The organism is Chitinophaga polysaccharea (assembly GCF_007829335.1).
In the GTDB taxonomy this organism is placed as follows: Bacteria; Bacteroidota; Bacteroidia; order Chitinophagales; family Chitinophagaceae; genus Chitinophaga; species Chitinophaga polysaccharea_B.
In genome coordinates, this window is record NZ_VIWO01000001.1 from 975,357 (window position 1) to 990,647 (window position 15,291).

12 protein-coding genes are annotated in these 15,291 nt (G+C 45.8%); 7 read left to right on the forward strand and 5 right to left on the reverse strand.

Annotated elements, in window-relative coordinates; all coding sequences use genetic code 11:
* Nucleotides 1–38 precede the first annotated feature (38 nt).
* Both FHW36_RS04125 and FHW36_RS04130 read left to right on the forward strand, forming a co-directional pair.
* Nucleotides 39–707 (forward strand): DUF5606 family protein, encoded by a 669-nt coding sequence (locus tag FHW36_RS04125; RefSeq protein WP_145662638.1) that lies wholly within the window; start codon nucleotides 39–41, stop codon nucleotides 705–707.
* A 191-nt stretch (nucleotides 708–898) separates the two neighbouring features.
* On the forward strand, nucleotides 899–2,620 hold the full coding sequence (locus FHW36_RS04130) for a M3 family oligoendopeptidase (RefSeq protein ID WP_145662641.1): 1,722 nt from the start codon (nucleotides 899–901) through the stop codon (nucleotides 2,618–2,620).
* Nucleotides 2,621–2,713: 93 nt separating this feature from the next.
* Here the strand turns inward: FHW36_RS04130 and FHW36_RS04135 are convergent, their stop codons facing one another.
* The gene (locus tag FHW36_RS04135) at nucleotides 2,714–3,148 is read right to left on the reverse strand and encodes a Fur family transcriptional regulator (RefSeq protein WP_145662644.1); all 435 of its coding nucleotides are present in this window, start codon (nucleotides 3,146–3,148) and stop codon (nucleotides 2,714–2,716) included.
* A 12-nt stretch (nucleotides 3,149–3,160) separates the two neighbouring features.
* Nucleotides 3,161–3,787, reverse strand: coding sequence for an SCO family protein (locus FHW36_RS04140; RefSeq protein WP_145662648.1), 627 nt, complete (start codon nucleotides 3,785–3,787; stop codon nucleotides 3,161–3,163).
* 204 nt (nucleotides 3,788–3,991) lie between these two features.
* Here FHW36_RS04140 and FHW36_RS04145 point away from each other — a divergent pair, with 204 nt between their 5' ends.
* The 3 genes from FHW36_RS04145 to FHW36_RS04155 all read left to right on the forward strand — a co-directional run bounded on the left by FHW36_RS04145 (nucleotide 3,992) and on the right by FHW36_RS04155 (nucleotide 8,286).
* The gene (locus tag FHW36_RS04145; protein WP_145662651.1) at nucleotides 3,992–4,393 is read left to right on the forward strand and encodes a MerC domain-containing protein; all 402 of its coding nucleotides are present in this window, start codon (nucleotides 3,992–3,994) and stop codon (nucleotides 4,391–4,393) included.
* Between the two features lie 112 nt (nucleotides 4,394–4,505).
* On the forward strand, nucleotides 4,506–5,690 hold the full coding sequence (locus FHW36_RS04150) for a GTP-binding protein (protein WP_145662656.1): 1,185 nt from the start codon (nucleotides 4,506–4,508) through the stop codon (nucleotides 5,688–5,690).
* Between the two features lie 133 nt (nucleotides 5,691–5,823).
* Nucleotides 5,824–8,286, forward strand: a complete 2,463-nt coding sequence (locus tag FHW36_RS04155) for a TonB-dependent receptor (protein WP_145662661.1) — start codon at nucleotides 5,824–5,826, stop codon at nucleotides 8,284–8,286.
* Between the two features lie 6 nt (nucleotides 8,287–8,292).
* Here FHW36_RS04155 and FHW36_RS04160 read toward each other — a convergent pair whose 3' ends face one another.
* The 3 genes from FHW36_RS04160 to FHW36_RS04170 all read right to left on the reverse strand — a co-directional run bounded on the left by FHW36_RS04160 (nucleotide 8,293) and on the right by FHW36_RS04170 (nucleotide 10,423).
* Nucleotides 8,293–8,970, reverse strand: coding sequence for a hypothetical protein (locus tag FHW36_RS04160; protein ID WP_145662664.1), 678 nt, complete (start codon nucleotides 8,968–8,970; stop codon nucleotides 8,293–8,295).
* A 56-nt stretch (nucleotides 8,971–9,026) separates the two neighbouring features.
* Nucleotides 9,027–9,596, reverse strand: coding sequence for a phosphoribosylglycinamide formyltransferase (gene purN / locus FHW36_RS04165; protein WP_145662667.1), 570 nt, complete (start codon nucleotides 9,594–9,596; stop codon nucleotides 9,027–9,029).
* Between the two features lie 92 nt (nucleotides 9,597–9,688).
* Nucleotides 9,689–10,423 (reverse strand): copper resistance protein NlpE N-terminal domain-containing protein, encoded by a 735-nt coding sequence (locus FHW36_RS04170; protein WP_186452296.1) that lies wholly within the window; start codon nucleotides 10,421–10,423, stop codon nucleotides 9,689–9,691.
* A gap of 495 nt (nucleotides 10,424–10,918) precedes the next feature.
* Between FHW36_RS04170 and FHW36_RS04175 the strand changes: the two genes are divergently transcribed.
* On the forward strand, nucleotides 10,919–12,151 hold the full coding sequence (locus tag FHW36_RS04175) for a c-type cytochrome (protein ID WP_246121108.1): 1,233 nt from the start codon (nucleotides 10,919–10,921) through the stop codon (nucleotides 12,149–12,151).
* 70 nt (nucleotides 12,152–12,221) lie between these two features.
* Entirely contained in the window at nucleotides 12,222–15,287 is a 3,066-nt protein-coding gene (locus FHW36_RS04180) for a TAT-variant-translocated molybdopterin oxidoreductase (protein ID WP_145662673.1), read from the forward strand.
* Nucleotides 15,288–15,291 lie beyond the last annotated feature (4 nt).

The following is a 15,291-nucleotide window of genomic DNA, read 5'->3' on the forward strand; positions in this document are numbered from 1 at the left end:
TATAATTATTTATATTTGCGCTTCCTAAAAATTTGAACATGCAGTACAGAGAAATTGTTGCAGTAACCGGGTTGGGCGGTTTGTTTCAGTTAGTAGCCAGTAAACAAGATGGCGCCATCGTAAGGTCACTGGAAGATAAAAGTACAAGGTTTGTATCTTCCCGCGTGCATAATTTTACTCCACTGGAAAGTATTGAAGTATTCACTACCGGCGAAAACGTAAACCTGGCTGAAGTATTTAAAGCCATGGATGAAAAAGCAGCGGTATTCCCGCTTGTAGCTGGTAAAGCAGACAACAATGCTATCAAAGCTTATTTCAAAAGCGTATTCCCTGAATTCGATGAAGACAGAGTGTATGTGAGTGATATGAAGAAGATGGTAAAATGGTTCGGTATCCTCAAAGCAAACGATCTGTTGAAATTTGAAGAGATCCTGGCCGATGGTGAAGGTGAAGTGGAAGCAGTGGCTGTAGAAGAAACCGCAGTTCCTCAGAAAAAAGCCAAAGCAGCTCCTGCTGCCGCTACTGAAGAAACAGCAGTAGAAGAAAAGCCTAAGAAGACACGTGCTAAAAAAGCCGCTGACACTGAAGAAGGCGTTGAAGAAAAAGCACCTAAGAAGACTAAAGCTAAGAAAGAAGAAGCGCCGGCAGCAGAAGGTGAAGAGCCTAAAAAAGTTGCGAAGCCACGCAAGAAGAAAACAGAAGAATAGTAAGACACTGGTTATTTGCTGATGCCCATCAACAGATAACAAATATTTCAGGCTTCTATTTACCGCCTTTGCTGACGGTGAATAGAAGCCTGAATCGTTTTAGTATTCGTTTTTTAACGATTCTTTTAAGTGCATTCGCCTAAAAAAGTGCTACATTTCTACATTCGAAAAAATTCAAAATATTTGATAGCATGGATAATTTAAGTGCAGATATAAAGAGATTACCTCGTCAGTTTCTCCCCGAAACTTTCCAGGTAACTACCTGGGATGCGCTACAGCCCTATTTTGAGGCCCTGAAACAAAGACCCATTAATAGCGTTGCCGATCTCGAGAAATGGCTGAAAGACCTGAGTGAACTGGAAGCCGTTACCAGCGAAGATGCCTGCTGGCGGCAGATCCGTATGACCTGCGACACTACCAGCAAAGAACTGGAAGAAGCATTTGCATACTTCTGCATGGAAATTCAACCCAAGTTGCAGCCCTATGCTGATGCGCTGAATAAGAAATTGTTGGACAGTCCATTCCTGAAGGAACTGGACCAGGACTTATATAAAACCTATCTCCGGAACGTACAGAAACAGGTAGAACTATTCAGGGAAGAGAATATTCCCATCCAGGCGGAACTTACCGTAATGGCGCAGCAGTATGGCGTCATTGCAGGAAAAATGACCATCCAGGTAAAAGACCAGGAGTACACACTGCAACAAGCGGCCAAATTCCTGGAAAGTGGTGACCGTTCCCTGAGAGAAGAAGTATTCACTAAAACGGCCGCCCGCCGTTTGCAAGACCGGCAGCAACTGGATGAACTCTTCTCTTCACTGGTACAGAAACGCGACCAGGTAGCTAAGAACGCGGGATTTGCCAACTACCGCGACTATAAATTTGTAGAACTGGGTCGCTTCGACTATACAAAAGAAGATGTGTTCCAGTTTCATAATGCCATCAAAGCGCATATTATTCCGCTGGTACAGCAAACCCTGGAAAGGCAGAAAGCTAAACTTCAACTGGATACCCTGAAACCATGGGACACAGAAGCGGAGCCGGCTGGCGTAAAACCGCTGGAACCTTTCCATACCGGAGAAGAGCTGATCAATAAAGCCATCGCTACTTTTGATGAGCTGGGTCCCTTCTTTGGGAACTGCCTCCGGGTGATGAAACAAATGGGTCGTCTTGACCTCGAAAGCCGCAAAGGCAAAGCGCCGGGTGGATATAACTGCCCGCTGGCAGAAACCGGCGTTCCCTTTATTTTCATGAATGCCGCCGGCCAGATGAAAGACCTTACTACCATGGTACATGAAGGTGGTCATGCGGTACATTCCTTCCTAAGTCATCACCTCACATTGAGTGCATTTAAAGAGTACCCGATGGAAATTGCAGAAGTAGCCAGCATGAGCATGGAACTGCTCACCATGGACCATTGGGATATTTTCTTCGATGATGCGGAACAGTTGCGCCGTGCACGGTTGCAACAACTGGAAAGAGCGATTACCATATTCCCATGGATTGCTACCATCGACAAATTTCAACACTGGATATATGAGCATCCGCAACATACAGTGGCCGAACGTACCGCCAAATGGGTGGAAATCCTGGAAGAGTTTTCTCCTGCTGTGGTAGACTGGAGCGGACAGGAAGCCTACCGCGAAATCACCTGGCAGAAACAACTGCACCTGTTTGAGGTGCCTTTCTACTACATTGAATACGGCATTGCCCAATTGGGCGCCATCGCCATGTGGAAACAATACAAGGAAAATAAAACCCAGGCCCTGGATAATTACGTACAGGCGTTAAGTTTAGGTAATACCAAAACTTTACCCGAGTTATATAAAGCTGCAGGGATTAAGTTCGATTTCTCACCGGCTTATGTAAAAGAGCTGGCCGATTTTATACAGGCGGAGATAGAGAAACTGTAATAAGTTAGTTAAATTGACGAGGGTGTACCGGGAGCTCCGGTACACCCTCGTTTTTACCAGGATAATCGCCCTGCTAATAATTTGATCAGTCGTTTATTTGCATGATTTGCATACTCCGCTTACCACTACTTCTACCGTATGTGCCGCATACCCTTTGGGAAGGTGTATCTGTGGTACATCGGTTTCATCCAGGCAAATGGTGTTGCCACATTCCTCACATTTGAAGTGGATATGATGATCGTGATGATCATGTTCGGAACACTCCGATTTGCATAATGCATAACGTACGGAAGTGTCTGTAGTAGGTATTTTATGAATGATGCCTTTATCAAGAAATGTTTGCAGCGTGCGATAGATAGTAACGCGGTCAAATGTTTTACCGGTCAGCTTCTCAAAATCAGCATGCTCCAGGGCGCCGCTGCTTTTCATAAACAGCTCCAATATCTTAGTCCTGGTTTCCGTAACACTCAACTTGCTTTCCCGCAAGAGACTACCGATTCGTTCTGTTATTTGTTGTTTAGTGCCCATGATGAAAAAACGTTATTCTTCCATTAATCGGTCTATATCTGTAATCAGTTTATCTACATCCTGTTTTTTAGTACCCTCGTACAAGCCACGAATACGGCCTTGCTTGTCTACCAGGGCAAACCATTGGGTATGTACGAAGTCTTCTTCGCCGGTATAAGTACCGTCATCTACCAGGTAGGCCTGACGGGCCATGCGGTATAGTTGCTTTTTGTCGCCGGTAAGGAACCACCAGTTTTTACTGTCGGCCTTATGCTTGTTGGCATATGCCTTTAAAACAGGAATACTGTCATGATCCGGATCTACAGTATGTGAAAGGATCAGGAAGTCGGGCTTGTCCTTGTATTTAGCATAAACCTGGTCCATGTTGGCATTCATCTTCGGACAGATCCCGGTACAGGTAGTGAAAAAGAATTCAGCCACGTAGATTTTACCTGCTACGTCTGCCTTGGCCTTCGTTTTACCATCCTGGTCTGTAAATGAAAATCCCTGTACAGTATGCCCCGGCACGCCTAATACCGGCAGCTTTTCTTTGCCAAAGAAGGTTCCGGTTTCACCCTTGATAACATATCCGGCGTAGCCCAGGAAACCTGCGCTCAGTACTATAAAAAACGAAATGAGTATAATTGCTTTCTTCGACATAGGTATGATTTCCCTGTTTTATCCGATATACAAAGGTAGTACATAGTTAACAGATGCCCAGCGATGGTCAATGTCTTGATATTTTTTAACACGATTGCAACATTTTACAATTTAGAAATAAAATTATCTGATGAATCTGGTAATTTTTATTTGCAACATTGTTGCAAATTTATGTAGTTTTGTTGAGCAATAAAAAAGAGGGGTATGGACGATAACACGCTAAAGCGGATGAACCTGGACACTTTAGGGATTGGAGCTTCATTGATCTGTGCAGTACATTGTGCTTTGTTTCCTTTGCTGGTAACCCTGTTACCTTTGTTGGGAGCCGATTTTATGGAGAATGAAACACTGGAATACGGGCTGATGTCATTTTCCTTTCTTGTTGGCTGTATATCGCTGGGCCGGGGATATTTCCGGTATCACCACCGCCTCACGCCACTCCTGGTATTTATAACAGGTTTCCTGTTACTGCTGGCGGGACATTTTTATTTTTCGGGTACCTATACGGCATTTGCAATTATCCTGGTAGGCGCCACCGGCATCATGGCCGCACACCTCCTGAATATCCGCGGTTGCAAACAAGGTACGATTCATAAACATCATTAATAAAATAGATTGATAAACAGGGACCCAGTTACCGGCAACGGGGGTGGTTGTTAAAGCCATGCCGGTAAATGCCCCTGCATGCCATGCCCATAGCAACCTAATCATCTTATATATGGAAAAATTGCCTGTTACGGTGCTGAGTGGGTTCCTCGGCGCAGGGAAAACTACGCTCCTGAATCACGTACTGCATAACCGCGATAATATTCGTGTAGCCGTTATTGTGAATGATATGAGCGAGGTAAATATCGATGCACAATTGGTACGGAATGAAAATAGCCTGCATAAAACGGAAGAGCGGCTGGTGGAAATGAGTAATGGCTGCATTTGCTGCACCTTGCGCGATGATTTACTGAAGGAAGTGGCCGCATTGGCAGCAGAAAAACGATTCGATTACCTGTTGATAGAATCTACCGGCATTTCCGAACCTATCCCGGTGGCCCAAACTTTTTGTTACCAGGATGAAGCCAACGGCATAGATCTGTCCAGCGTGAGCCGTCTTGATACAATGGTGACTGTGGTAGATGCTTTCAATTTTATGCGGGACTATAGTAGTATCACGCAGCTGCATGAACAAGGATTGACAGACGATCCGGCCGATCAGCGTACCATCGTAAACCTGCTCACCGACCAGGTTGAATTTGCGAATGTGATTGTATTGAATAAATGTGACCTGGTAATCCCGGAAAGGCTGGGCAATCTCCGGGCAGTGCTTCGTAAGCTCAATGCCCAGGCGCGGATAATAGAAGCGATAAATGGTGATGTGCCGCTAAAAGAAATATTGAATACACATCTCTTCGACTTCGATAGTACAGCCCAGAGCGCGGGCTGGCAGGCCGAGCTGGAAAATGAACATACCCCAGAAACCATCGAATACGGCATTGCTTCTTTTGTATACCGTAGCCGCAAGCCCTTTCACCCTGAACGGTTTTGGCACTATATCAATGAGCAGTGGCCGGGCAACATTATACGCAGCAAGGGGCTCTTCTGGCTGGCCTCCCGGCCGGAGATCGCTGTCAACTGGAGCCAGGCCGGTGGTTCGCTGCGCGCGGAAAAAGCGGGTTACTGGTGGTGTGCCATTCCCCGCCAGCAATGGCAACTGGATGCTGAAACTTATGAGCTGGTAACCAGCCGCTGGGACGATCGTTTTGCAGATCGCTACAATGAACTGGTAATCATTGGGCAGGAGCTTGATCCTACAGCTATTAAAGCTGCCCTGGACGATTGCCTGTGTACAGAACCGGAGGTTAAAAACTTCCAGCAAAAGGGCGTCTTTAAGGACCCTTTTCCTGTAATTTAGGCTAATCTAAAAAATAATTAAGACAAGTATAAAAATAGAATATAGTTTTGTTGAAAATTTAATCAGAAGTGTAACCAGTGTTACTATCCTGGAAGTCTTGCACGGTTACCATTTACCTACATTTCTTACTAACATGAAACAAATAGCTACATTACTATTTTTACTCTTACTGACTTCCCTGACGTACGGCCAGCATGGCGTCATTAAAGGAACCATTGTTAATAAAAACGGTCAGCCACTGCAATTCGCCAATATTGCTATACGTCAGCTGAATACCGGCGCCATTTCCGATCCACGTGGTGGATTTAGTATCCCGCAATTGCGGCCAGGTACTTACGATATTGTTTTTTCAATGATAGGATTCCAAACTATAAAAATAAAGCGAACCATCGTTGCTGAACAGGTCTGTACATTGAATATCCAACTTGAGGAAGACCTGTCTAAACTAAACGAAGTAATAGTGACCGGCGTTTCCCGTGCAACCGCCGTACGGAAAAATCCTATACCCATTGCCGTTATCAGCAAGCGGGAAATGAATATGAATGTAAACAACAACCTTATCGATGCTATTGTGAAAGGCATCCCAGGCGTGAGCGCAGTTACTACCGGACCTAATATTTCGAAGCCTTTTATCCGGGGGCTGGGATATAACCGGGTACTTACCTTATATGACGGCGTGCGGCAGGAAGGCCAGCAATGGGGTGATGAGCATGGAATAGAAATAGATCAGTACGGCGTTTCCAGGGCGGAAGTAGTGAAAGGCCCTGCCAGCCTTACCTATGGCTCCGATGCCCTGGCCGGCGTTATTAACATGATTCCGGATATACCATCTTTAACTCCTGGCAAATTGCAGGGCAGTTTCCTGGCCGATTATCACAGTAATAACGGCATGCTGGGATCTTCTCTTGGATTGGCCTACGGCCAGAACGACTGGAAGTATGTTTTCCGCGCTACTGCCAAAACTGCGCATAACTACCGGAATAAGGTAGATGGATGGGTGTATGGTACCGCTTTCCGCGAATATAATCTATCGGCCCTGGCAAGAACAGATAAATCCTGGGGAAGCACGCAAATTGGCGCAACGCTATACGATAATACCCAGGAGATACCCGACGGCAGCAGGGATTCTCTTACCCGTAAGTTTACAAAGCAGGTGAAGGAAGAGTATGATATTAAAGACAGACCACTGGTGCCGGAAAATGAACTACGCTCCTACTCCATCAATCCATTGCATCAGCATATACAACATTACCGGGTGTATAACCGTACTAAATGGAACCTGGGCGATGGAGATATCAATGCGATGATAGGGTTACAACAAAGTATCCGCAGGGAGTATAACCATCCGGAAATGCCGGCGCAGCCTGGATTGTACGTAGTGCTCAATACACTCAATTATGATATACGCTATAATGTACCGGCTATGGATGGCTGGGAAACTACCGTGGGCGTAAATGGTATGTATCAGTCAAATGCCAGTAAAAATGGTACAGACTTCCCGATTCCTGATTATCGCCTGTTCGACATAGGAGGATTTGTGTTTGCAAAGAAAACGATTGGGAAGATAGATATATCAGGAGGTCTCCGGTACGACAATCGTACAATTCGATGGAATAATTTCTATGTAGGACCCAATAAGCAAAACGGTTTTGAGCAGCACGTGCGGGGAGTGGATACGGTAGAAGCCCGCTTGCAATTCCCTGCTTTTAGCCACAGCTATACAGGTATCTCCGGTAGTTTGGGAGCTACCTGGAATATCAGCGAACGGGTGTTGTTCAAAGCCAATATTGCCAGGGGGTATCGCGCACCCAATATCACAGAAATCGGCTCCAATGGCCTGGATCCGGGGGCGCATATTGTATACCTGGGCAACCGCGGCTTTAAACCGGAGTTTAGTTTACAGGAAGATATTGGTATACAGGCCTGGTTGCCGGATGCAGACATTAGCATAGAATTGTTTAACAATGATATTGATAACTATATCTACCAGGCAAGGCTATATGATAATAATGGTAACCCGGTAGTAATTGTTCCTGGCAATGCAACATATCGCTACCAGCAGTCGGCCGCAAGGTTGTATGGTGCAGAGCTGGCAGTGAATCTGCATCCACGCCAGATTGCCTGGCTGGCGGTGAATAACAGCCTGGCTTATATACAAGGGCGGAATAAAAACCAGGAATTGATCCGCTTGCACGGAAAGGAAGCCCGGTACCTTCCGTTTATCCCTCCTACGCATATACGAAGTGAATGGAGAGCTACGGCGCAGCAGAACTATGGCCTGTTTACCAAAGCGTATATCCGGGCAGAAGTAGATATTATAGCCGATCAGCCTCATTTTTACGGCGTAGACAATACGGAAACATTTACAGCAGGTTATACCCTTTTTAATGTGGGGGCCGGTAGCGGAATTATAAGTAAAAAAGGGAAAACGGTTTGCGAAGTGTTCCTGCAGCTGGATAATATAGCCAATGTGGCTTACCAGGCTAACACCAACCGGTTAAAGTATTTCGAATATTATACGGCTTCCCCTAACGGGCGCCTGGGTATATATAATATGGGGAGAAATTTCAGCGCTAAAGTAATTGTACCTTTTTAGGTACAGTTACCACAGCTTGAGTCCCATTTTTATCCCTACCTGCAGGCTGGGGAGTATACTCACCAGTTTGCCGTTATTCAGGGATACGTTATTGTTGGCATCGAAATGATAAGTGTTGTAATTGTAGATTTTACTGCGGATACCGATGCCAATGAAGGGATCGAGGAGAAAGCGGTCTTTTTTAAACTGGCGGCCTATCAGCAGTTGTAGCCCGACCACAGATTTGTCGCCGGAGTCGGTATAAGTAACATTGCTGATGGTATTGTCCTGGTTGGGATAGAATACTTTTTTGTAGAACAAGATAGGTTCGAAATAGGTACCGGCTGCTCTAACCGGCGCCATGTCCATATCCGGAGATACCAGGTACCAGCGCATGCCTACCCTGAAGCCAAGGCCGCGTCCATCTACAAATTGTTCGGTGCTGATATCTGGCTTTTTCTGGCCGAAGTCTACTTTTTTGGCGAGCACATAGTCTGGGTAGTCTGTATAGATACCGCTTATTCCTACCTCCAGGCTGAATTTGTCAGATAGTTCCTGTTCCAGGTATATATCTAACTCATTAATTAAGGTAGTAGGATTCACTTTCAGGTAGGCGTTTTTACCCACTTTTGTTTTCGTTTCCTGTGCATAGGATGCGAAAAATAGTGAGCAGGACAACCATAGTAATAGCAGTGTCTTTTTCATACAGTTGTAAGGGTTAGACTGGCTTAAGTACCTTGATCCTGGCGGTATGCCGTGGTTTATAAACCGGTCAATAATCGTTCCACAATTACCGGAAACCATTGGTGCTCGAGGGCTTGTACCTTGCGGGCTACAGTGTCAGGAGTGTCTTCCGGCGTAACCACACAGCGCTCCTGCAGGATCGTTTCTCCGTCGTCATATTTCTCATTGACATAGTGAATAGTGATACCGCTTTCCTTTTCTCCGGCTAACACTACCGCTTCATGCACGAAATGTCCATACATACCTTTGCCACCGAATTTAGGTAACAGCGCCGGGTGTATATTAATGATGCGGTTAGGAAATGCCTGTACCAGGTTGGCAGGTATTTTCCATAAAAAGCCGGCCAATACCACCAGGTCTATCTGTTGCTCCTTTAATAACTGTATATATTTATCAGAATGGAAAAAGGCTTCTTTTTCTATGAGTACGCTGGGGATACCTTCCCGTTCAGCGATTTGTAATACACCTGCTCCCGGCTTATTGCACACAATCAGGGATACCCTGCCTTTATCTGAGTTCCTGAGATGATCGATGATTTTCTGAGCGTTGCTACCTGCCCCCGAAGCGAATATGGCGATATTTTTCAATTGATTCCTTTTAAGGGGGCAAAATTACATAATTGCGGCCTGATATCTTTATATCATGGTATCATGATATAAAGATATCCCGGGCATTCATTTTATTTCAGGAATTCCCCGCAGCCCTGGTAGGTCTTTTCCTTTACCTGAACCTGTACGGTGTTAGGCCGCATGATCCCGCTCATGTCGTCGGAGCATACGGTGTTCCGGATGCTGATGGTGATCTGGGGAGTGGTATATACTTTTAAAGTGTCGGAATTGGGGTGTGGAGGTGGTAAAGTTGCCTGCAGGCTATCGCCGTTCATCGTATGAAAATAGACTTTCCGGTTGTCGATGTCCAGCTCCCAGCCGGGTTCGTTGCCATTGGCGGTAAACCGGACGCCTGATTTCAGCTTGGCGGCGAGGAGGGCACGCCTGTCGCCTCCTTCTACGGGTTTCAATACGTAGTTGCTGGCCAGTACCCCTTCCATGCGTTTTCCTTTGGTATCGAGCAATAGCAATTTCCCTTCAGCGGCGAGGAAGGAGCTGCTATCCGTTTTTTTATGGATCATTGCGGTGGAATCGGAGGTTTGTTGCCAGGTACCTGTTTCTACGATAGCTACCTCCTGTCCCCTGCCCTGGTAGGCAACGAGTTCACTGAAAGTATGGTCATCGTACAGGCTTATCTGGTAGTCCATACCGGGGCAATCGGCGCAAGGCAGCGTACCCTGGTAGGTGCCGGTCATATGGGGGGCAAGTGTATTTTTGGGAGTATTTTGAGCCTGGTGATCAGCCGTATTGTTGTTACAGGCTGCCAGGACGGCCAACAGAACAGGTAGTAAAAAATGTTGTTTCATGGAGTAGTTTTTTAATTGAGGCGTGAACATTATGGCCTATCGGCAGGTTATTAGGTAAAATTAACGACTCTTAGAGAAATTAACCAGGTAGCGGGATAATATATTATATTGTGTAAGTTCAGGAGGATATAGGGGGCCACTATTTCGTTTTCATCTACATATATTATAACTATATCCCCGCAAACCTTGCCCCCTACTATGATGTAGACGAGCCTCCACAGGGGAATCGAACTTTCAATCAAAATAATAAGTTTTGAAAGATATATTCGGTAAAATGTTAAAATAGGCCAGCAGAAAGACTTACAGCGCAATTTCCACTAAAAAAACGAGCCCAAAACGAGCAGCTATAAGACAATAAATTTTTTTAATTGTTGGTAAATTGTCAACATTCTGTCTTATTTTTGCTGGCACTTTTAAGAAACTTTAGGTCAAATCTAAACTATATAGGCTGTGTATCGTCGTGTTTCCATTCTTTTGCGCAAGCATTTTGTGAGTGTGCTTATTCTATGCGCTAGTATAGTAATTCCTTTTTCTTCAGTTAAGGCTGCAGATCCAGCAAAGGGTAAAGCAACATTCCAGACAAATTGCGCCTCATGCCACAATGTCCACAAACAGTTGACAGGTCCTGCGTTAGCGGGTGTAGAAGATCGCTGGCCCGATAAGAAATTATTGCACCAGTGGATCCATAACTCTGCTTCTGTATTGGCTTCCGGGGACAAGTATGCCAATGACCTCTTTACCAAGTTTAACAAGACTGCGATGACCGCGTTTCCTCAGTTATCTAATGAGGACATCGACGACATCCTGGCTTACATCCAGGTAGAAGAGAAAAAAGGTCCTGCTACTGCTGGTCCAAAACCAGGAGAGCAGCCCGAAGGCGGTGCTGAAAAAGGCAATGATAACAGCTTACTGTTTGGTATCATTACCCTGATCCTCGCAGTGGTAGCGCTGATCCTCATGCAAATCAACAGCAACCTGAATAAGCTGGCTGGCGATAAAGAGGGCGTACCTACTCCGGATCCTGTTCCTTTCTACAAAAACAAAGCTTACCTGGCACTGATTATCCTCGTGCTCTTCATGGTAGGCGGTTACTTCACTATCAATGGCGCAATCGGCCTGGGTCGTCAGAAAGACTATATGCCTGAACAACCCATCTTCTACAGCCACAAAGTACACGCAGGTATCAACCAGATCAACTGTCTGTATTGCCACGCTGGTGCTGAGAAGAGTAAACATGCCATGATTCCTTCTGAGAATATCTGTATGAACTGCCACAAAGCGATTAAAGAGTACTCCGGTACTTATGAGCTGGTAACTGCAGAAGGTAAGAAGATTGATGGTACTGCCGAAATCGCAAAATTATACGACTACGTAGGCTGGGATCCTAATGCTGGTAAATATACCAAGCCAGGAAGACCAATCGAATGGACCAAAATCCACAACCTGCCTGACCACGTTTACTTTAACCACTCTCAACACGTAGTAGCTGGTCAGCAACAATGTCAAACCTGCCACGGTGCCATCACTGAAATGGACGAAGTTCACCAGTTCGCCGACCTCTCTATGGGATGGTGTATCAACTGTCACCGTACTACTAAAGTGCAGTTTGCCGACAACAACTATTACAGCATCTTCGAAAAGCTTCATCAGGATATTAAGGATAAGAAGATCGATAGCGTAACTGTTGAAATGGTAGGTGGTACTGAATGTCAAAAATGTCACTACTAGGTTGGATTTAGAGAGATTTTCTCTTAATCAGAAGATATCAAAATTTATAAACGTAACTCGTTAATATAACATGGAGCAAAAAAAGTATTGGAAAGGCTTGGAGGAGTTGCACAATACCGATGCGCATCAGGAAATTGTGAAGAACGAATTCAGTGAAGAACTGCCGTTCGAGAGTGAAGGCCTGTTGAATGCTACTACCCCCCGCAGGGATTTTCTGAAATATCTGGGGTTCACCACCGCTGCTGCAGCCATCGCTGCCAGCTGTGAAACACCGGTAAAGAAAGCTATTCCGTATGTAAATAAACCGGAAGAAATCACCCCGGGAGTAGCCAATTATTATGCTTCTTCTTATGCTATTGATGGTGAATATGTACCAGTAGTGGTGAAAACCCGCGAAGGTCGCCCCATCAAATTGGAAGGAAATACTTTATCTTCTATCACCCAGGGATCTACTTCCGCTAAAGTACAGGGTGCTGTGCTGAGCCTGTATGATACTGCCCGTCTCCGCTTCCCGTCTATCGCCGGTTCGGAAACTACGTGGGCAGAACTGGATAAACAAGTAGGTGCAGCACTGGCCGGTTTAGGCGGTGCTCCTGTTGTTTTATTAAGTAGCACTATTCTCAGCCCAAGTACCAAAAAAGTAATCGGCGAGTTCCTGGCTAAATATCCTAACTCCCGTCACGTAGTATACGATGCTGTTTCTTATGCAGGTATGCTGCAAGCCAACGAATCTTCCTATGGTAAAAGAGTGATCCCTTCCTACCACTTTGAAAATGCAAAGGTAGTAGTAGGTCTGGGCGCTGATTTCCTCGGAACCTGGCTCAACCCGGTTGAATACGCCCGCCAATTTGCACAAACCCGTAAGATCAATGCACAGAAACCGGAAATGTCTAAACTGTTCCAGTTTGAAAGCACTATGAGCCTTACCGGTGCAAACGCGGATGAAAGATATACACACAGACCTTCTGAAACCGGTGCTATTGCACTGGCACTGCTGGCGGCTGTAGGTGGTGGCGTTACCGCTCCTGCTATTGCCGACAAACGTGTGGCAGACGGTATCCAGAAAGCGGCTAAAGCGCTGAAGGAAAATAATGGTAAAGCCCTGGTAGTAAGTGGTTCTAACGATGTGAATGTACAGATCATCGTAAATGCCATTAACAATGCTATCGGAGCTAATGGTACTACCATCGATTTCGCTTCTCCATCCAACTACCGTCAGGGTAGCGATGCAGATATGGCGAAACTGGTAAGCGATATGAACGCAGGCAGCATTGGTGCTGTACTGGTTTATGGCGTTAACCCGGCTTATGACTACTTCGATGCCAAGCAATTTGCAGCTGGTCTGGGTAAAGTGAAACTGGCAGTTTCTTTCAACGAAAGAGCTGATGAAACAACTGAGCTGTGTAAATATGTAGCACCTGATCATCACTTCCTGGAAGCATGGAATGATGCAGAAGGTAGAACCGGATACTACAGCTTCGGACAGCCTACTATCCTGCCGCTGTTTAAAACACGCGCTATCCAGGATACATTGCTGGCCTGGGCTGGTAATACCACGCCATGGGCAGATTACCTGAAAAATGAATGGGTATCCAAACTGGGTGGCCAGGAAGGTTGGGACAAAGCACTGCAGGACGGTGTTGTTGAACCAGCTACCGCGCCGGCTTTGGGTGGCGCCTCTTTCTCCGGTGATGTTGCCGGCGCCGCTGCTAAAGTCAACAGCGCTAAGAAAGGTGGTAAATTAGAATTAGTACTCTACGAAAAAGTAGCTATCGGTAGCGGTAAACTCGCTAATAACCCATGGTTACAGGAAATGCCGGATCCTATTACCCGTGCAACCTGGGGTAACTACGCTTGTATCTCCAACAAGCTGGCTAAAACTTTCTCTACACAGTTAGGTGATGACTACGAAATCAACGCTGAAAAGAAAGTACTGAAAATAAAATCCAACGGTAAAGAAATCGAGCTGCCATTACTGATTGTTCCGGGTATACATCCTGATGTAATCGCTATCGCAGTAGGTTATGGCCGTAGTGAAAAAACAGGTAGAGCTGCCGGCGGCATCGGTGTTAACGCTTATCCGTTTGTAAGCTTTAATGGTCAGACTTTCGACTATTTCACTACAGATGCTACCGCAGATGCTACTGGTGCAAAAGAAATTGTTGCTTCAACACAAACACATAATAGCTACGAAGGTCGTCCTATCGTTAAAGAAACTACCCTGGAAGAGTTCATCAAGAACCCTAAGGAAGTAAACGAAGACAGACTGGAACTGAAGAAATTCGGTCCTGACTTCCGTAAGGATGCTACCCTGTATCCTAATTATAGCTACCCTGGTATCAAATGGGGTATGTCTATCGACCTGAACACCTGCTTTGGTTGTGGTGCTTGTACCATTGCCTGCCAGGCGGAAAACAACGTATCTGTTGTAGGTCGGGAAGAAGTAGCGAAGGGACACGAAATGCACTGGATCCGTATCGACCGTTATTTCAGCGGTGATGACGAAAATCCGGAAGTAGTATTCCAGCCAATGCTCTGCCAGCACTGCGATAATGCTCCTTGCGAAAACGTTTGCCCGGTAGGTGCTACCAACCACAGCTCTGAAGGTATTAACCAGATGGCTTATAACCGTTGTATCGGTACCCGTTACTGCGCTAACAACTGTCCTTATAAAGTACGTCGCCTCAACTGGAGGGACTGGAATGGTGCTGATAGCTTCGAAAACAACCTGTACGATGTTGCGGATATGAATGATAACCTCACCCGCATGGTACTGAACCCGGATGTAGTGGTTCGTAGCCGTGGTGTGATGGAAAAATGTTCTTTCTGCGTACAACGTCTGCAGGAAGCTAAGCTGGATGCGAAGAAAGCTGGTCACCCATTGAAAGATGGAGCTGCTAAAACTGCTTGCCAACAGGCTTGTGGCGCTGATGCGATCGTATTTGGTAACATCAACGACAAGAATAGCGAAATCTATAAGATCCGCAACGAACAGCAGGTAGACAGAATGTACTATGTGTTGGAAGAAACACACGTACTGCCTTCTATCAGCTACCTGGCTAAGATCAGAAACAAGGATGCCGCTCCTAAAGCAGAGAAAGAAACTGCTCACAAGGAAGAAGCGCATCACGCGTAAGAGA